20 protein-coding genes are annotated in these 21,000 nt (G+C 28.8%); 4 read left to right on the plus strand and 16 right to left on the minus strand.

Annotated features, from left to right (window positions below):
- The first annotated feature begins 43 nt into the window (after window positions 1–43).
- The 3 genes from AACZ53_RS00325 to aat all read left to right on the plus strand — a co-directional run bounded on the left by AACZ53_RS00325 (window position 44) and on the right by aat (window position 2,061).
- Window positions 44–919 carry a flavin reductase family protein gene (locus AACZ53_RS00325; RefSeq protein WP_339833343.1) on the plus strand — a complete coding sequence of 292 codons (876 nt, stop codon included), beginning with the start codon at window positions 44–46 and terminating at the stop codon, window positions 917–919.
- A gap of 11 nt (window positions 920–930) precedes the next feature.
- Window positions 931–1,305 carry a DUF3127 domain-containing protein gene (locus AACZ53_RS00330; protein ID WP_339833345.1) on the plus strand — a complete coding sequence of 125 codons (375 nt, stop codon included), beginning with the start codon at window positions 931–933 and terminating at the stop codon, window positions 1,303–1,305.
- Window positions 1,306–1,425: 120 nt separating this feature from the next.
- Window positions 1,426–2,061, plus strand: coding sequence for a leucyl/phenylalanyl-tRNA--protein transferase (gene aat / locus AACZ53_RS00335; protein WP_339833347.1), 636 nt, complete (start codon window positions 1,426–1,428; stop codon window positions 2,059–2,061).
- Here the strand turns inward: aat and AACZ53_RS00340 are convergent.
- The 7 genes from AACZ53_RS00340 to rplM form a co-directional block, all read right to left on the minus strand.
- The gene (locus AACZ53_RS00340; protein ID WP_339833350.1) at window positions 2,039–2,761 is read right to left on the minus strand and encodes a YoaK family protein; all 723 of its coding nucleotides are present in this window, start codon (window positions 2,759–2,761) and stop codon (window positions 2,039–2,041) included. The genes aat and AACZ53_RS00340 overlap by 23 nt on opposite strands.
- Before the next feature lie 71 nt (window positions 2,762–2,832).
- Complete coding sequence (locus AACZ53_RS00345) at window positions 2,833–3,393, minus strand: DNA-3-methyladenine glycosylase I (RefSeq protein WP_339833352.1); 561 nt, start codon at window positions 3,391–3,393, stop codon at window positions 2,833–2,835.
- Window positions 3,394–3,400: 7 nt separating this feature from the next.
- Window positions 3,401–7,177: a TraB/GumN family protein gene (locus AACZ53_RS00350; protein ID WP_339833354.1), complete on the minus strand. Its 3,777-nt coding sequence runs from the start codon at window positions 7,175–7,177 to the stop codon at window positions 3,401–3,403.
- 127 nt (window positions 7,178–7,304) lie between these two features.
- Window positions 7,305–8,129 carry a translation elongation factor Ts gene (gene tsf / locus AACZ53_RS00355; RefSeq protein ID WP_339833357.1) on the minus strand — a complete coding sequence of 275 codons (825 nt, stop codon included), beginning with the start codon at window positions 8,127–8,129 and terminating at the stop codon, window positions 7,305–7,307.
- Window positions 8,130–8,256: 127 nt separating this feature from the next.
- Entirely contained in the window at window positions 8,257–9,105 is an 849-nt protein-coding gene (gene rpsB / locus AACZ53_RS00360) for a 30S ribosomal protein S2 (RefSeq protein WP_339833360.1), read from the minus strand.
- Between the two features lie 228 nt (window positions 9,106–9,333).
- A complete protein-coding gene (gene rpsI, locus AACZ53_RS00365) occupies window positions 9,334–9,720 on the minus strand; it encodes a 30S ribosomal protein S9 (protein WP_339833363.1) in 387 nt (128 codons plus the stop codon).
- Window positions 9,720–10,175 (minus strand): 50S ribosomal protein L13, encoded by a 456-nt coding sequence (gene rplM, locus AACZ53_RS00370; protein WP_339833366.1) that lies wholly within the window; start codon window positions 10,173–10,175, stop codon window positions 9,720–9,722. The genes rpsI and rplM overlap by 1 nt, the downstream gene beginning before the upstream one ends.
- A gap of 241 nt (window positions 10,176–10,416) precedes the next feature.
- On the opposite strand from rplM, the gene AACZ53_RS00375 reads away from it, so the two are divergent.
- Entirely contained in the window at window positions 10,417–11,445 is a 1,029-nt protein-coding gene (locus AACZ53_RS00375; RefSeq protein WP_339833369.1) for a LacI family DNA-binding transcriptional regulator, read from the plus strand.
- Here AACZ53_RS00375 and AACZ53_RS00380 read toward each other — a convergent pair.
- Genes AACZ53_RS00380 through AACZ53_RS00420 form a run of 9 tightly spaced genes read right to left on the minus strand, consistent with a single transcriptional unit; the run spans window position 11,440 to window position 21,000 of the window.
- Window positions 11,440–12,171 (minus strand): nicotinamide mononucleotide transporter family protein, encoded by a 732-nt coding sequence (locus tag AACZ53_RS00380; protein ID WP_339833372.1) that lies wholly within the window; start codon window positions 12,169–12,171, stop codon window positions 11,440–11,442. The two genes, AACZ53_RS00375 and AACZ53_RS00380, sit on opposite strands and share 6 nt — an antisense overlap.
- Window positions 12,171–13,478 carry a serine hydrolase domain-containing protein gene (locus AACZ53_RS00385; RefSeq protein WP_339833375.1) on the minus strand — a complete coding sequence of 436 codons (1,308 nt, stop codon included), beginning with the start codon at window positions 13,476–13,478 and terminating at the stop codon, window positions 12,171–12,173. Before AACZ53_RS00385 ends, AACZ53_RS00380 begins: the two co-directional genes overlap by 1 nt.
- Window positions 13,475–14,143: a methyltransferase gene (locus AACZ53_RS00390; RefSeq protein ID WP_339833377.1), complete on the minus strand. Its 669-nt coding sequence runs from the start codon at window positions 14,141–14,143 to the stop codon at window positions 13,475–13,477. The genes AACZ53_RS00385 and AACZ53_RS00390 overlap by 4 nt, the downstream gene beginning before the upstream one ends.
- A complete protein-coding gene (locus AACZ53_RS00395; protein ID WP_339833379.1) occupies window positions 14,144–15,667 on the minus strand; it encodes a radical SAM protein in 1,524 nt (507 codons plus the stop codon).
- Window positions 15,603–16,607 (minus strand): hypothetical protein, encoded by a 1,005-nt coding sequence (locus tag AACZ53_RS00400; RefSeq protein ID WP_339833381.1) that lies wholly within the window; start codon window positions 16,605–16,607, stop codon window positions 15,603–15,605. The genes AACZ53_RS00395 and AACZ53_RS00400 overlap by 65 nt, the downstream gene beginning before the upstream one ends.
- Window positions 16,597–17,421: a methyltransferase domain-containing protein gene (locus tag AACZ53_RS00405; RefSeq protein ID WP_339833383.1), complete on the minus strand. Its 825-nt coding sequence runs from the start codon at window positions 17,419–17,421 to the stop codon at window positions 16,597–16,599. Before AACZ53_RS00405 ends, AACZ53_RS00400 begins: the two co-directional genes overlap by 11 nt.
- Window positions 17,402–18,544, minus strand: a complete 1,143-nt coding sequence (locus AACZ53_RS00410; protein WP_339833385.1) for a hypothetical protein — start codon at window positions 18,542–18,544, stop codon at window positions 17,402–17,404. Before AACZ53_RS00410 ends, AACZ53_RS00405 begins: the two co-directional genes overlap by 20 nt.
- Window positions 18,537–19,583, minus strand: a complete 1,047-nt coding sequence (locus AACZ53_RS00415) for a glycosyltransferase (RefSeq protein ID WP_339833387.1) — start codon at window positions 19,581–19,583, stop codon at window positions 18,537–18,539. Before AACZ53_RS00415 ends, AACZ53_RS00410 begins: the two co-directional genes overlap by 8 nt.
- A complete protein-coding gene (locus AACZ53_RS00420) occupies window positions 19,573–21,000 on the minus strand; it encodes a hypothetical protein (protein WP_339833389.1) in 1,428 nt (475 codons plus the stop codon). The genes AACZ53_RS00415 and AACZ53_RS00420 overlap by 11 nt, the downstream gene beginning before the upstream one ends.

The following is a 21,000-nucleotide window of genomic DNA, read 5'->3' on the forward strand; positions in this document are numbered from 1 at the left end:
CGATTTTAATCTTAAAAAATTATATTTGTACCAAAGTTAATTTATGATAAGTATTAATCCAAAAGAAGTTTCTCCAGCAAAATTACAAAGCTATTTACAAAGTGCTATTGCTCCAAGACCTATAGCTTTTGCAAGTACAGTTGACGAAAATGGAAATCCGAATTTATCACCGTTTAGTTTTTTTAATGTATTTAGTTCTAATCCACCAATCTTGGTTTTTTCTCCAGCGAGAAGAGTAAGGAATAACACTATAAAACATACATTAATAAATTGTGAGGCAACAAGAGAAGTTGTGATTAATATTGTTGATTATTCTATGGTTCAACAAATGTCATTGTCAAGTACAGAATATGCTGATGGTGTAAATGAATTTGATAAATCAGGCTTTACGATGTTAAAATCGGATGTTGTAAGACCTTTTAGAGTTGCCGAAAGTCCAGTGCAATTTGAATGTAAAGTAAATGATATTATTGCTTTAGGAACAGAAGGTGGTGCAGGAAATTTAATAATTTGTGAAGTTGAAAAAATTCACGTAAGTGAAACTGTTTTAGATGAAAATGGAATGATTGACCAACAAAAGATTGATTTAGTTTCGCGTTTAGGTGGGAATTGGTATAGTAGAGCTATAAATGGTTTATTTGAAGTAGAAAAGCCATTGAGCACATTAGGAATAGGAGTTGACAATATTCCTGAATTCATAAAAGAAAGCACTTATTTTGATGGAAACGATTTAGGTAAATTAGGAAACATAGAAGCTATTCCAAATGAAGAAGAAATTGCTATCTTTGTAAAACAGGATTTTGCGGTTAAAGGAGTTTTGAGTTCGGATGATGAAGGAAAGAAACACCAAATGGCAAAAGAATATTTAGATAATAACGATGCTTTGAGTGCTTGGAAAGTGCTTTTGGCAAAAAAATAAAAATAAGTAATATGGAAATTTCAGGAAAAGTAAAAGTAATTAGCGCAGAACAACAAATTAGTCCAACTTTTAAAAAAAGAGAATTAGTTGTAACAACAGATGAGCAATATCCTCAAAGTATTATGATTGAATTTATTCAAGATAAAACGGATTTATTAAATACAATTTCAGTTGGTGAAGATGTAAAAGTTTCTATTAATTTAGGAGGAAGAGAATGGGTTAATCCACAAGGTGAAACAAAATATTTTAATTCGATTAAAGGTTGGAGAGTTGAAAAAATGCAAACTGGTACTCCACAAGGAAGTGTTCCTCCAATGCCTGCAGCTGATGCTTTTGAACCAGCTTCAAACTTTAATGAAGAAGAACACGACGATCTTCCTTTTTAATTAGAAAATTAAAAAGGAAATAAACAAAAATTAAATTCCAAATTCCCATAAGAAAACGTTCATAAGTTCTTGAATGTCTATTTATTGGAATTTGGAATTTTTTAATTGGAATTTTTTCTTATGTATTACGTAACCGATAAATTATATTTTCCACCAGTTGAAGAAGCTTCTTATGAAGGGGTTTTGGCTGTAGGTGGTGATTTGTCTACTGAAAGATTGCTTTTAGCATATAACAGTGGTGTTTTTCCATGGTTTGAAGCTGATGAACCTATTCTTTGGTGGTCACCATCTGAACGAATGGTTGTAAATCCACAAGATTATAAAGTCAAGAAGAGTTTAAGAAATATTATTAATCGCGATATTTTTAAAGTTACCATTAATCAGAATTTTGAAGAAGTAATCACCAATTGCCAGCAAATTAAGCGAGTTGGCCAAAACGGGACATGGATTACACAAGATATGATTGATGCTTATTGTAAATTGCACAAACAAGGTCATGCAAAGTCTGTAGAGGTTTGGCAAAACGATGAATTAGTTGGTGGATTATATGGCGTTGATTTAGGAACTGTATTTTGTGGTGAAAGTATGTTCTCAAAAGTACCAAATGCTTCAAAAGTCGCTTTTGTAAAATGGATTGAATATTTAAAAGTAAACAACTATCGTTTGTTGGATTGCCAAGTGCATAATGATCATCTAGAAAAGCTAGGTGCTTTTGAAATTTCTAGGGATGCATTTATGAAGATTTTGGAGTCATGATTTTTCTTTTAGTTAGGTTATAGTAAACTACAACATTATCTAGAAAAAGTGCAACTACTAATAATCCAACAGCAAAGAATAAAACTTTTAGTTGAAAAGGTACAAATAATAAACCTCCTAAAACACCACCAACAAAGAAAAACAGAATAATCGAAATTTTTAAGAATATAATTCTAGTTAGTCGTTTCAATTCGATTTTCTTTTTAGTGAAAAACAATTGAGATAAATTTATTCCTAAATCTGTAAAAAGGCCAGTAAGGTGTGTTGTTCTAATAACGGATTGTGATATGTTTGTTACTAAGGCATTTTGTAATCCCATAGCAAAAAGTAAACCATAGGCAATATATATGGGATTTAAACCAGTTGAAAGTCCAATAATTGTTAATATTAAAATTTCAATAAACATTGGAAGCGCATGAGAGATTCTGGGTCTTTTTCGCGAAATTATTTCAACAAGTAAGTTGCAGATAAAAGCACCAAAAAGAAAGAATAAAACATATAAGATAATGTGGATAGCTTCTAAGTAATTTTTTAACGATACTTCTTCAGCCAAAAAGGCAAAATGTCCAGTCACATTTGTAGTTAAAGTTGATACTGATAAAACGCCAACGATATTAACGATTCCAGCTACAAATGAAAGCGTAGAGGCCAATCGGAAATTATGCGAAAATGTTCTTTTTCTACCTTTATGACGAAACATAATGTTGGAATTTAAAACTAATTAAAAGTATTCATTTGTTAAAAATGAATTATGAAAACCGTAAGTTAGTGTTAATTTCTAGTAAAACAATCTTCCACATGATCATTTATCATTCCAGTGGCTTGCATGTGTGCATACATAACGGTTGAACCTACAAATTTAAAACCACGTTTTTTTAAATCTTTACTAATAGCATCAGAAAGTGCAGTAGTTGCTGGAACTTCTTGTGTCGTTTTTGGTTTGTTATCAATAGGTTTTCCATCTACAAAACCCCAAATATATTTTGAAAAACTTTCAAATTCTTTTTGAATTTCCATAAAAGCAATTGCATTTGAAATGGTTGCTTTTACTTTTAATTTATTTCTGATAATTCCAACATTTTGAAGCAATTCTTCAATCTTAGAATCATCGTATTGTGCTATTTTTTTATAATCGAAATTATCAAAAGCTTTTCTAAAATTCTCTCTTTTAGCTAAAATTGTATACCAACTTAAACCCGCTTGAAACGTTTCTAAAATTAGAAATTCAAATAAGTTATCATCGTCATAAACAGGTTTTCCCCATTCGTTATCGTGATAATCTCTGTATAAATCGTCTTTTTCGCACCAATAACAACGGTTTTTGTTTTCCATCTATGATTTAATCTTCGTAATATTCATCTTCATAACCGCCATACATATTGCTTACATCACTTAATTTTTGATAAGTAGCACGTGGATGATTTGTGTTAATGCTTTCGTCAATAACAGCTCTAATATAAGGCTCTATTTCTTTTTCTTCAATAAAAGTCTTGGAACGTAATTTTTTAAATGCCTGTGGATTTATTTTTCCGTCTTCCATTACAAAGGCAATTCCGGTAATTTTCTCAGCATTTTTATTGTATGAATCTTCATCAATATCTACAATTTTATAGAAGAAATAATGAATCTCTTTTCTGTTTTGTTTGATGATCCTTTTTTCTAAAAACGTAACATCGTCTTTATCTTTCTTCAAATCATTAAAATAAGTAATACCAGCAAGAGCAATTGAATCTTCGCTATATTTGTTTAACTCCTCAATTTCTTTTGTGTGATGTAACATTTGAAGCGCTACAAATTTTGTCTTTGGTTTTGTTTGTAATATCTCAATGGTTTTTTTATCTACTTGGTTGTTTTTATCCAATTGAATTTTTGCCAAACCTATCGTAACATTGTCTACATCTAGTTTGTTAACTTTTGTGTAAAACTCAGCAACAGCTTTTTCTTTTTTAAAGGGATAAAGAATATTTAAATAACTTGTCAATTCTTCAGTCGGGGCATAACTTCCATCTTCATAATATCCATAACCATTATCTTCCTTAATGTTTTGTTTTTGTTTCCAACTTAAAACACGTTTGTATTCTAGTTTGGCATTTGTTAATAACATTTTTTTGTATGATTTCAATTTCTTTGGATTGCCCAAATTAGATTCAATTAATTTATTGGTAAAATCAATTATGGGTGTGTGATATTCATTTACACTATAAAACTGAAATACATCTGGAAATAATACTTCACTATGCTCAATATCATATTCAAAACTGTTAAATAAACTCGTTACTTCGTATTCATTGTCTGAAAGCGGTAAATCATATTCCAGTAATTTTGCAATAGTTTTGTAAGCATCTTTGCTTTTTTGATTTGTTAAAGCATTTAATATTGCAAATTGTATCGAAGTAGTTACACTTTCTTTCTTGTAGATGTTTTCTAAATACGGAATAATTGCTGGATCTTTAATTCGACCAATTTTTTCATAAAGAGCTACTATTGCTTCATTTTCGTCTTGTTCGAATTCAAAACCATCTAAAAATTCTTTTACTTGTGGTAAATCTTCTTTTGAAATGTCTAAGAAGTAAACTGATTTTAAAGCTGAATATCTAATAGTATCATTATCGCTATATGCGTCTTCAACAAAATACTTGAATTTATTTTCAAATACAGAAGGACTTAGAATCGTATCAAAGGGTTTGAATGAATTAAATGTTTTCTCTACAAAAGCATCGTCATTTTTATAGTCTTTTTCTACTAGCGTTTTCATTAAATAAGACATCCCGTCTTTAAAAACAGCTTTGTATTTAATGGCTTGATTGGAATTAGGTTTGACTGCCATGACATTCATCTCATGAACTGTTTTGTCTTCGTTAGAAGTCAATTTTTCATCGATTAGCTCAATTTTGTTTTTGTCTTTTTTATTCAAGCCAAGCTCTTCATCCCAACGTGAAATGTTATAGCTAAATTTTTTCTTTTTATCTGATTTTTCTTTTGCTAAATCAGCGGGAATTATATCACCAGAAGCCATTTCTACTACGCTTTCAACCGTTTCGACTGCAATCTCGTCTATATCATCATAGTTATTACTTGCAAAATCAGATTTAATATGTTCTCTAAATTCGTTCCAAACAGAATCTAAATTTTTCTCACTATCATATTTGTGATATTGGTAGAAAGATAATTCAACATCTTTACCTGTTGGTGACATGAATGAAAATGCTTTTGATTTTATTTTAAATATATTTTCCTTTTTTTGATAGCTATCATAATCTCTATCAAATCTAAAATCAAGGTATTCGTTTTGTTTTTTAGGAATTTCTATCGAAAACATTGCAGTACTATCTAAATAAACTTTAGTTTCGACCGCTGCACTTAAGTTTTTTACAGCAAATGAACTGAAAAACACATCCGTTTTGTTTTTTGAAGCACCAACAGTTCCTAAAAGATAATATTTGCTACCATTTATAGTTGTTTTTAAATAAATGTCTTTTTCGCCAATCTTAGACTGTGAAACAAAGCTCATTTTCTCTTTATTGAAAGAAGTGTTTGTGGAGTCTAAGTCGTGTTGGTTATAAAATTCGTACTGAATTCTTTTTAATTCAAACTCGGTGTCTTCTAAATTTTCATTATCCCCTAGTGTTTGTTCTAGTATGAAATAATTTGCTTTTTCAGATTCGTCATAAGCTAATAATTTAATATCACCATATTGTTTGTCAAAATCTTTGTTTCCTTGCGTGATATGATAGGAAGGGACTTCAACTTCAAAACCACCTTTTTTAGGAATAAATTTTTCTGTGCTATTTTGATTAGTTTTTATGGTTATATTATCACAAACATACGATTCGTATTGGCGTACATAATCACCTTCACCACCCATAATAACAGCAATTATTTCTAATGGAGTAATGTAATATCTATAGCGTTGAGCATTGTTTGTTTTGGTTTTGCTTTTTATGTCATAAACCATATAGTTTTTTTCCTGATAGAATTTTTTATCTAAAATGTCTCCAGGAATATTTTCATAGAATAAACTGTCTAAAGATTTATGGTTGAATGTTTCGTTGTCTTTTGATATAAAATCCTTTAAAAGACTTCTTTTCACGTTTATATAGCCTCCATTTGCTAAATCTGGAGATTCGAAATTTTCTGCGTTTTCTAAAACTAATTTATAAAGAGGTAATGAAATCATTCCGTCAGTTGAAGTTTTTGTTTCAAATTCAGGTTTGATAAAATATTCTTCAATTTGTTTTTTTGTTTTTCTGCCTTCATCTGTATAATCTCCAAAAACTGGTTTTACAGTGTAGCCTTTTGCTCTTAATGCTTCAATAACTCCGTTTTTTCCTGGTAAATGTGCTGCACCAATTGCAGAAAACAAACTACCTGTTTTCATAATAGAATCCATGCTCTTAACCATGTCAGTATTTCTATCATATAACATAGCTTTCAAATAAGTTTCTGATGAAGATAAAATCGTTAAAGAATCTAACATGTCCAAATCCTTTTCACGATAGTAATCCATCATGGCTTCGTTATAATTTTTATTTTTTAAAAGTTTTTTAAGTTTTTGACGATTTTCTTCAACATCTTTGGGTTTAACTTTAGCTTCGGCTTTCATAATGTTGATAGTTGAAGATTTTACATCTTCTAAACCTAGTGTTTTTTTACCATATTTTCTTCCCGTTCTATAGATAAACATATCAAGATAAGTATCTTCTTGATAATCTTTATTCATTTCGTTTGTTCTTGAAAGTAAGCCAATTAAATTATAATTTGTACCTCTAAATAATGGATATAAATCTTCTTTTTTGGGTTTTGTGATATAGAAATTGCTATAAAAAGCGCCATAACCATAGTTGTTACCATAAACACCACTGAAAATGTTGTACAAATCTGACCAAGTTGTTGGATCGCTTTCGTTGGCAATAAAATCAGCTTCCATTAAATGTTTGAAAAACGCATCTGATAAATGGTACGAAACTTTTTCACTTACGTGCATAGAACCATAAACGTAAGAGTTTTTTTGAAGGCCATTACCGCTAATTTCCCATAAAAGGCTTTGATATTTTTTTTCTTGAGCTTGTGTAAAACAAACAAATAGAAGTGCAATCAGAATGATTTTTTTAGACATAAAAGATATGATAAGTATATGTGATAGTATTTTTCAAATATATGGAATTTTTAAAACATGGTGTAAAATAAAAAAACCTTAATTCTATAACGAATTAAGGTTTTTAAAATTGTTTTATTTGGAAATATTATCCTAAAGCAACTCTTTTGAATCCTGTTACAGTTAAATCTGCATTAACAGATTTTACATAAGCAGCAACACTCATAGAACTATCTTTAATGAAATCTTGGTTTACTAAAGTATTATCTTTAAAGAAACGATTTAATTTTCCTTTTGCGATATTATCTAACATTGCTTCTGGTTTTCCTTCAGCACGTAATTGATCTTTAGCGATTTCGATTTCTTTTTCAATAACAACAGCATCAACTCCATCTTCATTTAATGCGATTGGGTTCATTGCAGCAGCTTGCATAGATACGTTTCTTGCAACTTCTTCAGCGCCATCAACTTTTGATGATAATGCAGTTAAAGTAGCGATTTTGTTTCCAGCGTGAATGTAAGAACCAATAAAAGCACCTTCTAATCTTTCGAAAGAAGCGATTTCAATTTTTTCTCCAATAACTCCAGTTTGTTCAATTAATTTGTCACCAACAGTCATTCCGTTGAAGTCTGATGCTAATAATTCTTCTTTAGTGTTGAATTTTAAAGCTTGGTTAGCTAATTCTGTAGCCAATTTAACGAAACTTTCGTTTTTTCCAACGAAGTCAGTTTCACAGTTTAATGTAATAACAACACCAGCTGTATTGTCTGCATTTACAATAGCAATTGCAGCACCTTCAGTTGATTCTCTATCTGAACGATTAGCAGCAACTTTTTGTCCTTTTTTTCTAAGGTTTTCGATTGCTAAATCAAAATCTCCTTCTGATTCAACCAAGGCTTTTTTGCAGTCCATCATACCTGCACCAGTGATTGTTCTTAATTTATTTACGTCTGCAGCAGTAATTGTTGCCATAATATTTTATTTTTTAATTGTAAATTTAAAATCTTAAAATAAAAAAATCCAAATCCCAACTTTATTAAATTATCAATTAATTGATTCTTTATTGGAATTTGGATTTTTTAAATTCTGAATTTTTATATTATTCTTCTGTTGAAGTTTCTTCAGCTTTAAGCTCTACTTCAGGTTTTGCTTCAGCAACTACTTCGGTTTCAGCAACTACTTCAGTAGCAGCTTCAACTTTTTTGGCTTTTGGAGCTTTTTTTACATCTTTTCCTTCTTCTTGGTCTTCACCGTCAGAAGTTCTTTCAGATAAACCTTCAATAATTGCACCAGTAACTAAAGATAAAATTTTATCGATTGATTTAGAAGCATCATCATTTGATGGAATAACAAAATCTACATCACGAGGATCAGAGTTTGTATCAACCATTGCAAAAACTGGAATGTTTAATTTGTGAGCTTCTTTAATTGCGATATGCTCAGCTTTAATATCAACTACAAAAAGAGCAGCTGGTAGTCTTGTCATATCAGAAATAGAACCTAAGTTTTTTTCTAATTTTGCTCTAAGACGATCAACTTGTAATCTTTCTTTTTTAGATAACGTCATGAAAGTACCATCTTTCTTCATTCTGTCAATCATAGCCATTTTTTTAACGGCTTTTCTGATAGTGATAAAGTTAGTTAGCATTCCACCAGGCCATCTTTCAGTGATGTAAGGCATGTTTGCTGCAGCAGCTTTTTCTGCTACGATATCTTTAGCTTGTTTTTTGGTAGCAACGAAAAGTACTTTTCTACCTGAAGATGCAATTTTTTTCAAAGCTTCGTTAGCTTCTTCAATTTTTGCAGCTGTTTTATATAAGTTAATGATATGTATACCATTACGCTCCATATAAATGTAAGGAGCCATGTTTGGATCCCACTTACGAGTCATGTGTCCAAAATGAACACCTGCTTCTAATAATTCTTTAACGTCAATTTTGTTTGCCATTGTGTAATAGTTTACGTTCCGTGTTATAGCAATCTTCAAGTAGTCACTTTCGTTAGTCTTGAAAATTTAGATGCTAAACTAATCCCTTTTTAATTAAAGGAATATCGACAACTGTGTTTTAAATTCAATTTTGTTTATGCTGAAATATTTTCAGCATCTTTTGTAATCATTCGATACAACCTGAAATAAATCGAGTTCTCTTCGAAAGATACTGAAACAAGTTCAGTATTAACGTTTCGAGAATTGGAATTTTTTTCTTGCTTTTTTCTGACCGAACTTTTTACGTTCAACCATTCTAGGATCTCTTGTAAGTAATCCTTCTGGTTTTAAGATAGCTCTGTTGTCAGCTTCTACCTCACACATAGCTCTTGCAATAGCCATTCTTACAGCTTCTGCTTGGCCTGTTGAACCACCACCATAAACATTTACTTTTACGTCAAAGTTTGTTGCATTTTCTGTCAAAGACATTGGTTGCATAACTTTGTATTGTAATGTAGCTGTTGGGAAGTAAGTTGCAAATTCTTTTTTGTTTACGGTAATTTTACCTGTTCCTTCTGAAACGTAAACACGTGCCACAGCACATTTTCTTCTACCGATTTTGTGAATAACTCCCATTATTTAAGATCGTTTAGGTTAATGGTTTTAGGTTTTTGAGCTCCATGAGTATGCTCAGTACCTACAAATACATTTAAATTTCGGAATAACTCAGCACCTAATTTGTTTTTAGGTAACATTCCTTTTACAGCTTTTTCTACTAATAATGCAGGGTTTTTTTGTTGCATTACTTTAGCAGTTAAACTTCTTTGACCTCCTGGGTAACCTGTGTGACGAATATATGTTTTTTCGTCTAGCTTGTTACCAGTTAGGTTGATTTTTTCTGCGTTGATAACGATTACGTTATCTCCACAGTCAACGTGCGGTGTAAAACCCGGTTTATGTTTTCCTCTTAAAAGTATTGCAACTTTTGATGAAAAACGACCTAAGTTATGACCTTCAGCATCTACAACAACCCACTGTTTATCAACGGTGGCTTTGTTAGCTGAAACTGTCTTGTAGCTTAATGTGTTCACAATAATTTATTTTAATTAAACATTCCATTCCCTTCCGATGATTCGGGTAAGGGAGTGCAAAAGTACAATTATTTATTATAAAACCAAATACGAATTACATTATTATTCGTGTTGTGAATGAAGTAGTTATAATATGAGCCATAAAATATGATATATAGTGTGAAAAAGAAATGTCAAATTTTATTCGGCTCTAGATTAAAATGTTATTTTAAAATTCACTATTTTTACCTTTTAATATATTATGAAATCAAAAGCCACATTAAAACAAATTGCAAAAGAATTAGGTGTTTCTGTTTCTACAGTATCTAAAGCTTTAAGTGATAGTTCTGAAATTAGTGAAAGCACAAAGACAAAGATAAAAGAATTTGCTGCTTTAAAAAACTATAAACCTAATAGTATAGCTAAGAATTTAAAAAATCAAAGAACGAACACTATAGGTGTAATTATACCTAATATATTAAATCCATTTTTTGCTAAAGTTTTTAGTGGAATTGAAAAACGTTCGCTAGAGCGAGGTTATAATGTTATTACCGGTATTTCTAATGAATCTCAAAAGAAAGAAGAACAGGTAATGGAAATGTTAAACAATGGAACAATTGACGGTTTTATTATTTCACTTTCAGAAGAAACACAATCAGAAAAAAAATATGCTCACTTAAAAGAAATTCTAAATAGCGGAACACCAATTGTTATGTTTGATAGAGTTGCAGACGAAATTAAATGTGATAAAGTAATAGTTGATGATTTTGATTCAGCCTTTGATGCCACAACTCATCTAATTAAAATTGGCTGTAGAAAAATTGCTTTACTTTCGACTATTGATAATTTAAGTGTTGGGAAATTAAGATTAGAAGGTTTTAAAAAAGCAATTGAAAGTAAAGGTCAGGTTTTAGATGAAGAATTAATAATCATTGAAAATGATATTGACGTTTTTGAATCAAAATTAAAAGACTTATTGTGTTCTAAAAAAATAGATGGAATTTTTGCTTTAAATGAAGTTGCAACAACAACCGCATTTAGATTAACCTTAAAAAAGGGTTTCAAAATTCCGGAAGAAATAAACTTTATTGGTTTTGCAGATGGTGTTTGGTCAAAAAGATTAACACCAAGTTTGTCAACGGTTAGTCAACACGCACCAGAAATTGGGAAAAATGCTGCTGACTTATTAATTGATAGACTAGAAGATAAAACAGAAAAAGAGATTCCAGAATACAAAACTGTTGTGATTAAAACTGAATTGCGTCAACGCGAATCAACACGAAAATTATAATTCTTTTTTACTGTCATCTTTCCATGTTATATATCCTATTATAGCATTAAAGAAATAAAAACTATATTTTGCTGTATTGGCAATGTTTAACAAAAGAAGGTTTTGAATAATTTTTGTTAAATTATAAAATTGCCATAACAACCAATTGTCAGGATACATTCTTGCCGTATTAAATGTTCCTCCAAAAGTTAATCCTGCTGGAATAGCAATTGCGAAAAACAACTTCCAATCTATTTCTTTCGTTGATAAATAACGAAAAGCTATATAATTTAGTAAGAATGAAAATATAAACCCTAAGACTATATTCCGATAAAAGATAAAATCAATTTTTCTTAAAATCCTGCTTTTTTTCCAAGTTTTGAAGACTAAATAGTTTCCGATAAATGATACAGGATAAGTTAAAATTGCTCCAGCATTTCCTAATAAATAATCAATAGAACCACTTAAGAATGTATTGCAAGTTGTAATGAAATTACCAATGTTGTTCTTTTTAGTTACTAATCTATTTCCTATCATTGAGAAACTGGTATTCAATATTGATATGTATCCTAAATAAAAGATATAACTTTTTCCGCCATAACTAAAACTATAAGTGGTTTTGTAATATTCCAAATAAATAGAAACGCTAATTACAATGATTAACCCAATAATATCTAAATAGGTACTATTAGTTAGGGTTTTAATTTTTGTAATATGTGTACTTGAAAGTTTAAGGTTTAAATTCATTATTCTTTTATGAATTTGAATTTTTGTCCTCCTTGTTTTAAGGTGAATTTGTTTTCTTCAAAAACCATTTCAACACCAGCAGTTTGAAAAACGAATTCAGTATCACTTTTTGGAGTTAAAGGAAAGGAAGGTTGACCAGTTGCTTGAGCAATTAATTCTCCATTTTTAACAGAAACAGTTATTTTTAAAGGAATTTCTGAAGAAGTATAGGTTCCAATATATTTTTGTAAAACTGAATTGTCAATTTTATCAAAATTAGGGAAAGGAAAAGGGATTTTATAGTAAATACTTAAAATTCCAATCATAATGTCATTTCGATTAAAATTATCTCCATTCACAATTAAGGAAACTCCTAAATTATCAGTTGGATAATAACCAACAACAGCTCTAAAATTTTCAATTCCACCCGTGTGACCATAAAACTTTCTTTCTCCAAACGGAAATTGCATTAATGCTATTCCGTAACCATCTTTTAAATCTTTCATGGCTTCTAAGGAAGTGTTTTTGACTAATTTTCCATTAAATAAAGCAAACATGAATTCGGTTAAATCATCCGGAGTAGACATAATTTCACCAGCAGCAAAGGCAACATTATTTCCCCATTCAGGAGCTTTTTCCCAATTAGTGCCATTGAAAATATAAGAATAACTTTCTTTTTTGGAAGAATCTATTTTATCGTTTGGATAATAAGTGTTTTTTAATCCAAGCTTTTTAATTATTCGGTTTTCTACATTTGATGCGTAAGATTCTTTTGTTAGCTTTTCGATTATTCCACCTAATAAGTAATAATTTGAATTGCTATATAAAAATTGAGAACCTGGTTCAAAAATAGATTCGTAATTGTTTATTTTGTTGTAGATAACCGTTTTTAAATCATTAGTTGCAAAATCTTCTACAGAAAGCGAATCTTGATTGATGTAATCTTTTATTCCTGTCCTATGATGTAATAAATCATAAATAGAAATTTTTTCTGCATTTTGAACTTTTGGATAAAACTTGGTCAACCTGCTTTCTAAACGCAATTTTTTTTCTTCAATTAACTGCATAATAATAGTTGCAGTAAATGTTTTAGTAATTGAACCAATTTTATATTTGGTAGTATTTGTTGCTTCAATTTTATTTTCTTCGTCAGCAAAACCATAAGCTTTTGAAAACACAACTTCATTTCCTTCTCGCAAGGAAACTGAGCCCATAAATTTATTATTTTCGTTTAAATATGTTAATAAACTGTCGATTCTTTGAAAGCGTTCTTGAGTATAACCAATGAATGTTAAAAACAATAATGCTACTAAAACTATTTTTTTCATGATTCAATTTTATCAATTATAAATATATAATTTATTTCCTTTACAACGCTTTTTTGGGATACACATTTCATTGATAAGTTGTTTTTTTTTGCAATAGCTTTTATTTTTACTAAATCACAATCTTCAGAAAGTATCATATAAACTGAATTAGATGGTGTTTTATAGTTTGCAAGTTGAGAAAATAATAGTTCAAAATAGTCAAAATTTACGCCACAGAACCAAGCTTGTTCTTTTATGTTTTTTGGAGCTTTCGGATAATAAGGCGGATTTATTACAATATAATCAAATGAGTGTCCAACGAGATTATCGAATAAATTAGATTCAATAATTGTAATTTTCAATTGATTATTATTTGCTGATTCTTTTAAAAAATCTAAAGCAATAATGTTTATATCAGTTGAAGTTACTTTCGCCCCTTTTTTTGATGCTAAAAGCGAAATTATTCCAGAACCACAACCCAATTCTAAAAACGATTTGTTTTCTAATTCTAATGGATTTATAAAATCGAGTAAAATCTTTGTACTTAGTGTCAAATGTGGTGGAAAAACATCTGGATGTACTTTGACGCAAATGTTTTCATAGCAATATTTTCTGGGTTTGTAATAATATAATTTTAAACCTAGTTTTAGAAAAGGATGTGTTATTTTTTTTAAAAGGTTTCTCATTTATTCTGAATAAAATCCTTCAATTTCTGGTTGACGATATTTCCAAAGTTTATGTAAGGCTTTAATTTCGAATGGATAATGATAGATTCCAGTTTTGTATCTAAATCCTGAAATCGATTTCAAGATTGATTTTTTATACCCTTTAATTCTAAAATCTGAAACAGTTGGATAATAACCGTTTAAAACCGTTTCAAAATTCATAATTGTATCTATCATATAAGGTTTTAACCAAGGCGTTAATGGGTTTTTACGCAAATCAAAATTTTCCCAACTCGGAGAAATCCAATCTTCTAAACGTTCTGGAAACGAAAATCCAGCATCTAGAATTTGTTGGTATAAATCAGAACCTTCTGTTGGAACTGGACTAAAGAGATAGATAATAATTTCAGCATTTGGATTGATTTCTTTAATTTCCTTTATAAAATTAATGTCCCATGAAATTTGGTCATAAACTTCTTTTTCAGTTTTTGCAGGCATTCCTAATACAAAAGATAATTCTGGAATTATATCAGCGTTTTTCATTCGAAGTACAAAATCTTTAATCATTTGTCCAGACTGAGTTCCACCTTTATTCATTTGTTTTAAAACAGCATCATTGCCTGTTTCAGCACCTAAAAATATCATTTTGCAACCAGCTTTTCGCATCAATCTTAAATCATCATCGCTGTACATATTGATTGTATCAATTCTTCCTTCTCCCCAATAACTGATGTTGTCATTTAAAATAAGTTCAGAAAACTCTAAAACTCTCTTTTTAGAAGTAAAGAAATTATTATCGTGAAATTCAATAGCATCAATATTGTGTTTTTCTTTGAAAAATTTTACATCTTTATACATTCTTGCAGCAGACATTCCTTTCCATTTGGCATTAAAAATAGGCACAACCGCACAAAAAGAACAAGAAAAAGGACAACCCATACTTGAATGATAAGACAAAGTTGTCTTTCCCATAAAGGTTTTAGCCAAATAATTTTTTACAGGATAAAAGGAGTTTAAATATTCATAAGGAAATTTTGGTAACGTGTCTTGATCCAGTAAAGCTTCAACAGCATTTTTTACAATTTCACCTTTATCATTTTTGAAAATTAGATTTTTAATTGAGGATAAATTTTCAACAGTATTGGATTCAATAGTATTTAATAATTCTGGAAAAGTGTTATCACCAGGACCATTTATAACATAATCTACATAGCCAGAATTCAAACAAACTTTATATTGATTTGAAGCAAAATATCCACCCCAAATCGTTATAACATCAGGGAATTGTTCTTTGATTTTTCTTGTAAACGGAATTGCTTGACGCAATTGAGGACCAGGCATAACTGTAGAACCAAAATATTTAAATTCACCAGTTTTTAAATAGTTTTCAATAGTTTTCCATGGATCTTTTTCTAAATTTCCATCTACAAAAACATATTCAAATTTTCCATGAATTGACGCACCAACTTGTAAGATAGAATTAGGAATTCGATGCTTGCCGTTTGCGCTTTTTGGGTTGAAAATTATGGTTTTGTTGTTTTTCAATGTTGTTTTTTAAATTTTTTATAGCAATAGGTAAAATTAATATTATCAATGGCAAAAAGAGACGTAATTCTATAATTGTTCCCATTATATAATGAATAAATATAAAAGGAATAATTGTAAGAATTAAAGATTTGGTGTAATAATTTTGTCTTTTTAGATTTAGGAAAGCCAAAATGATTATTGGTAAAAGTAATGAAAATAAATGAAGGTTGTTTTCTAGCGATTTGCATAGAAATGATATGTCTAGAAAAGGAAAATTAGTTTTTAAATTTGCAAAATTTGGATAATCACTTGGTTTTACTTTGATTAAAACACGAATGATAATATAGGTTCCAATTCCGATAAAGTTGATCCATAGTAATTGTTTAATTTTTTGTTGTTTATAAAGAATAGAACTAAACGGTAATAAAAGTATTAATGTAGTTTCTCTATTGGTAATGCTAAAACCTAATAATAATCCAAAAAGTAACCATTTCTCCTTTTGAGCCAAAAGTAATAAGACAATAAAAAACAGTGCATTTACAATGTCTTGGCTTTCTATAATTATAATACCCATTATTTGGCATTGAATAATGGCTATGAAAAAGGAGAGAACTAATGTTGTTAACAATGATTCAAATGAGTTTAAATATGTTTTGGCAAATTTATTAAACAAACTTAAAACACAAAATATACAAACAATATTAAGAATAAAAGCTACATTTATTGGTGAGCAGTTAAGTATTTCAGAAAGAAAATGAATAATTTTGGGCACTATAAACCTGTATGTATATGGAGCTTCCATAGTATTATTTAAAATACCGTTATAAGTAATGTAAAATCCGTTTTCGATATAAGTTGTACCAATTCTTTCATCAAGTTGTAGCGGAGCTTTATCTATTAAAGCAATCAAGGTTGCTATGCAACTGTAGAATAATATTTGAATTTTTTCAAGTTTCATTTTGTCTATAAATAGCAAATTGATGATTTTTTTTTGATAAAAATAATCTTTTTAAAAGGGTCTTTAAGACATTATATGGAAAAAGAGTAGTTTCGTTTTTTAAAAAGGCTAAATCGACATTATTTAGAAACCCTTTTGTCTTAAAATATAGTAGAGGAATACCATATTTTTTTTCGAAATAATCTGAGGATTCTGAAATTTGTTTTTCAATTTTTGATGAGTTCTTATAAAATGTTAATCCGGTAAATAAGATGGTTCCATTTTTATTTAACTTGGATTTTGCCATAGAAAGTATTTCTTGATGATTCTCAAGATATGCCCAATTTCTGTTAAAAATAATCAAATCAAAAGATTCTTGAACTCTCCAAATTTCATTAGGCAATAGTTGTAAGGCAACAAATGGGTTATTATAATGATTCACTGCTTTTAAGCCGTCAAATCGGTCGATAAAAATATCTGTAGTTACTGAAGTGTGACCCTTCATTGTTAAATAATTTGACAACCAACCGTTCCAACCACCTATATCTAAAATTCTTAATTCTTTTCTGGTGCCACAAATTTTGTCAACTATATAAATGTCTTTTTGTTTAGATTTCCAAGAGTTATCATTTATTGAAAATGGTAAGTTTGAATACAAATTAGAATCAGTAATTTTCTGATTTGTTTGAGTACGGTAATTGTCGAAGGAATTCAAAAAATAAGATAGTTTGTCTTTTTTATCTTTTGGAATAAGACAATAAACACCTTCATCTTGATAAATTTCAAGTTGGTTTAATTCTTTTGGAGTTTCAAAATCAGGATGTACTAATTTCATATCTTTTAATAATTATTAAATATAGCCATTGGGAAATACAAACACTAATAAGTACTCCTAAAATTCCAAATTTTTCAAGTAATAATAAACTCAAAATTGTATTTATAATTGCCGTAATAATATTAGAAATTAATACTTTTTTTTCATGATTTTTTTTATACAGATTTAGTATCGGAATTACATTATAAAAAGCAGGTAAGCTTGCTAATAAGCCAATTAAGTATATTTCCAATCCTAAACCAAGTTTAACCCATTTTTCTAAGACTAGCCAAATGCAAACACTTCCAATTGAAACTATAGGAATAGCAAATTTTTTAAATAGTATTTTTAGGTTATCAATTATTTTTTGGTTTGACCTATAAATAGTTTTGTTTAAAGGTGCAACAATAAATATAGAAAGTGACTGTAACATTAAAAAAGCTGAAGTTAATAATTGATAGTCTGAAATTTTGCCACTGGGTAAAAAAGTATTTACAAGATACAAATCTATTTTCGAATTAATCATACCACTTAATCCTAAAATAAAAAAGGGTAGACTGGATTTAAATTGACTTATGCTAATTGTGAAAGTTACTTTCTCTTTCCAAAGACCCAAAGCCACAAATAAATATATTGATTTTACCAAAAAACTTAAACAATAGAGCTCTATAAACTGTTCTAAGTTGTAGTTTTTTAGACCAATTATTCCGGTCAATATTATACAAAAACCAATTGCTTCTGCGATTAATTGCTCTTTAAACTTTTGCTTAAAAATAATTAAGCTTTCAAATGAATTATAAAAATGGGTTAATATTACCAATAAAATACTTGTCAGAGCGATTGCAATTGGAAAAAAAAACAAAAAAACTAATGATATAAAAATTAATAAGCTTCTACTGAATAAATTAGAATAAAAAGCATTGTAAATTTTAGAAGGCTCTTGGCTGAATTTTCGAATTAAATAATCTTTATTTCCCCAATTTAGGACAAAAACGATAAGTGAAACCCAAATAATTATATTTATCAGCGTTCCCCAATCATTTTTTCCATAAAATTTCACACCTAATATTACTACAAGAAAATTCAGAATAGAAAATAGTATGCCTCGAAAAACATTTACGCCTATGTTAACTAACTTATTCATAATATAGTTTTAAATAGGAGTGTAAAATTTCAGTTTGTGTATTTAATAAAACACGATATTTGCTACTTTCTGTTGTTGTTAAATTAGCTAGACATGTTTCAATTATCTCTTGAGTTGACAAACAAATTTTCCATTCAGGAATTATTTTTGCAGCTCCAACATCAAATGAAACTATTTTCATTCCTGAATAAAGTGCTTCAGCAAAAACATAGCCAAACGATTCATAATTGCTTGTATGAAGTAAAATTCTAGAAGAACTCATTTTTTCTAAAACATCAGCTCTTTGAAGTTTACCGTAGAGAGTTATTGTAGCATTTAAATTTCGTTTGATGATTTCTTGTTTTATATTTTCAGATTCTTTTCCTTCACCAATAATTGCAACTTTTAAATGAGGATATTTATTAACTAAAGCTTCTATAACGTTAATGAAAGTATAATAATTTTTCACTAAATTTAGAGAACCAACACCCAAAATATCTATTTCGTTTTTCTTTAAATTAGGAAAATCTTCTAATGGAATACTCCAAGGTATGATTTCAGATTTTAAATCATAGTTTTTTAATAATAAACTATTTTGATTTTTTGAAAGCGTAACAACGTAACTTTTAAAAGTATTTATATAGCCAGCATATTTGTTTTTAAAAACATCTTGTCCCATAGCTGTAACTATGTGTTTGATTTTGAAAAATTTTGAAAAATTTTGGCCAATAAAAGAACATTCTCCAATCCAAAAACTATGTATAACATTTATTGGTGTTTTATGATTTAAGTTTTTAAGTATTTGCCAAGCTTTAAACCAAATGATAATTTTATTGAGTTTATTATTTTTACCATTTAAAGGAATGATGTCAATTCCGTGCCAATTATATTTTTTATTTGTAAAAGGAAATTGAAAAGTGAGTACAGTCAATTTAGTGTCAGGTAAATTTTTTCTAATTAACTTTAAATAATCTTGTAATGCCGGAATAGAGGTAGTGTCGGTTTCATTTTCTGCAAAACCAGGTGTTAGAAAAACAATGTGTCTTTTGTCAGCGTTCATTTTTACGATTTATTTTGTAAAGATTCCAACCTTCTGGGCACTTTTTAATCATTTGTAATTGATAATTTTTATTTAAATAGCTCCAGTTTATCATTGGATTTTTATTGTTCCATTGCTCTGTGAATTTTGAAGGATGAAAAAGCAAAAGTGAGTTTTCTTCAAAAGTCTGATATTCTTTTACCCAAAGATTTTGATATTGAAATTTCAAATTTCTGCCTTTTAAAGCAATATCAACATCAAAAGAATACAGTATTTTGTTTTGATAAGGTAATAAAGCTGAGACCATTTTTTTTTCGAATTTACTTCTTTCTAAAACGGGTTTTAAACCATATAAACAAAATGAAAAATTTAGTAATAGTAATGTATAAATGATAATTTTATATTTTTTTTTAAAAATGTTAATTTCGGAAACATATAAGAATGAAGGAAATAACAATAGAAGTAAGACAGGAAAAGATAGTATTAGAAAACGATTGTTTTGAAATGGTATTCCTGCTAAAAAAAATGTGTAGAATAAGTAGGAAGACAATACAATCCAAAAGTATTTAATTTTTGTCTTTTTGGTTAATAACATGATAATGAAAGGAATTCCTAAAAAGAAAAATCTTGGATGAAAAGCATTTGATATTGCATAAATTATATTTGGAAAAAAATTATAACTCGATCCATCAACAGTTACAAATGATCTTTTGAAAAAATTAGTTAAAGACCAATTTTGAAGCCAATTATGATTTAAAAAAGCAATTGGATTTTGACTTTTCAAGTAGTAATGTGGAATTATGACTAGTATGGAAATTATTAATAGGACAAACAAATGAATATAGTGTCTTTTTGTTTTAGACAAGATGAATAACATATAAATACTAAATGGTAATAACAGAACTATGCTAGCATATCGAGTTAATGCGGCTAGTAAAGTAAAAAGGATAGAAAAATATAAATTATTTATACTTTTATTATCGAAGTAGTTTATATAATGATAAACAGAAATAATAATAAAAAGCAACGAGAGCATATCAGACATGCATAAAAATCCCATTCTGAAAAGCATTGGAGAAAATAAATAAAATAAAATTAAATACCAATTAACTATTTCAGGATTTTTTGGACATATAAATAGTATTATTTTTTTTAGGTAAATTAATGATGTGATTAAGGAAAATGTACTTATTAATTGTAAAACAAAAGAGGTGTTCGGAATAATGATTTTTAGAATACTCCCAATTAAAGGATAATATATTGGCCAAAAATAATCATCAGGTTGAATTCCATGGGTGATAAAAGTATTTAATACATCAGTATATCTTTGATATTCGTAAGAGTCTTGCCCATATAATCCATCGAGACCTAACAGGTATCGAATGAGAATAAAGAGCAATGAGCCAATTAAATAAAAATATAATGTTGTTTTTGACAT

It is taken from the genome of uncultured Flavobacterium sp. (genome assembly GCF_963975005.1).
Lineage (GTDB): Bacteria > Bacteroidota > Bacteroidia > Flavobacteriales > Flavobacteriaceae > Flavobacterium.

Excerpts from the sequence above, each read along its gene's own strand:
- AACZ53_RS00325 (WP_339833343.1), top strand. The coding sequence starts at position 44 with ATGATAAGTATTAATCCAAAAGAAGTTTCTCCAGCAAAATTACAAAGC.
- AACZ53_RS00330 (WP_339833345.1), top strand. The coding sequence starts at position 931 with ATGGAAATTTCAGGAAAAGTAAAAGTAATTAGCGCAGAACAACAAATT.
- aat (WP_339833347.1), top strand. The coding sequence starts at position 1,426 with ATGTATTACGTAACCGATAAATTATATTTTCCACCAGTTGAAGAAGCT.
- AACZ53_RS00340 (WP_339833350.1), bottom strand. The coding sequence starts at position 2,761 with ATGTTTCGTCATAAAGGTAGAAAAAGAACATTTTCGCATAATTTCCGA.
- AACZ53_RS00345 (WP_339833352.1), bottom strand. The coding sequence starts at position 3,393 with ATGGAAAACAAAAACCGTTGTTATTGGTGCGAAAAAGACGATTTATAC.
- AACZ53_RS00350 (WP_339833354.1), bottom strand. The coding sequence starts at position 7,177 with ATGTCTAAAAAAATCATTCTGATTGCACTTCTATTTGTTTGTTTTACA.
- tsf (WP_339833357.1), bottom strand. The coding sequence starts at position 8,129 with ATGGCAACAATTACTGCTGCAGACGTAAATAAATTAAGAACAATCACT.
- rpsB (WP_339833360.1), bottom strand. The coding sequence starts at position 9,105 with ATGGCAAACAAAATTGACGTTAAAGAATTATTAGAAGCAGGTGTTCAT.
- rpsI (WP_339833363.1), bottom strand. The coding sequence starts at position 9,720 with ATGGGAGTTATTCACAAAATCGGTAGAAGAAAATGTGCTGTGGCACGT.
- AACZ53_RS00375 (WP_339833369.1), top strand. The coding sequence starts at position 10,417 with ATGAAATCAAAAGCCACATTAAAACAAATTGCAAAAGAATTAGGTGTT.
- AACZ53_RS00380 (WP_339833372.1), bottom strand. The coding sequence starts at position 12,171 with ATGAATTTAAACCTTAAACTTTCAAGTACACATATTACAAAAATTAAA.
- AACZ53_RS00385 (WP_339833375.1), bottom strand. The coding sequence starts at position 13,478 with ATGAAAAAAATAGTTTTAGTAGCATTATTGTTTTTAACATTCATTGGT.
- AACZ53_RS00390 (WP_339833377.1), bottom strand. The coding sequence starts at position 14,143 with ATGAGAAACCTTTTAAAAAAAATAACACATCCTTTTCTAAAACTAGGT.
- AACZ53_RS00400 (WP_339833381.1), bottom strand. The coding sequence starts at position 16,607 with ATGAAACTTGAAAAAATTCAAATATTATTCTACAGTTGCATAGCAACC.
- AACZ53_RS00405 (WP_339833383.1), bottom strand. The coding sequence starts at position 17,421 with ATGAAATTAGTACATCCTGATTTTGAAACTCCAAAAGAATTAAACCAA.
- AACZ53_RS00410 (WP_339833385.1), bottom strand. The coding sequence starts at position 18,544 with ATGAATAAGTTAGTTAACATAGGCGTAAATGTTTTTCGAGGCATACTA.
- AACZ53_RS00415 (WP_339833387.1), bottom strand. The coding sequence starts at position 19,583 with ATGAACGCTGACAAAAGACACATTGTTTTTCTAACACCTGGTTTTGCA.
- AACZ53_RS00420 (WP_339833389.1), bottom strand. The coding sequence starts at position 21,000 with ATGTCAAAAACAACATTATATTTTTATTTAATTGGCTCATTGCTCTTT.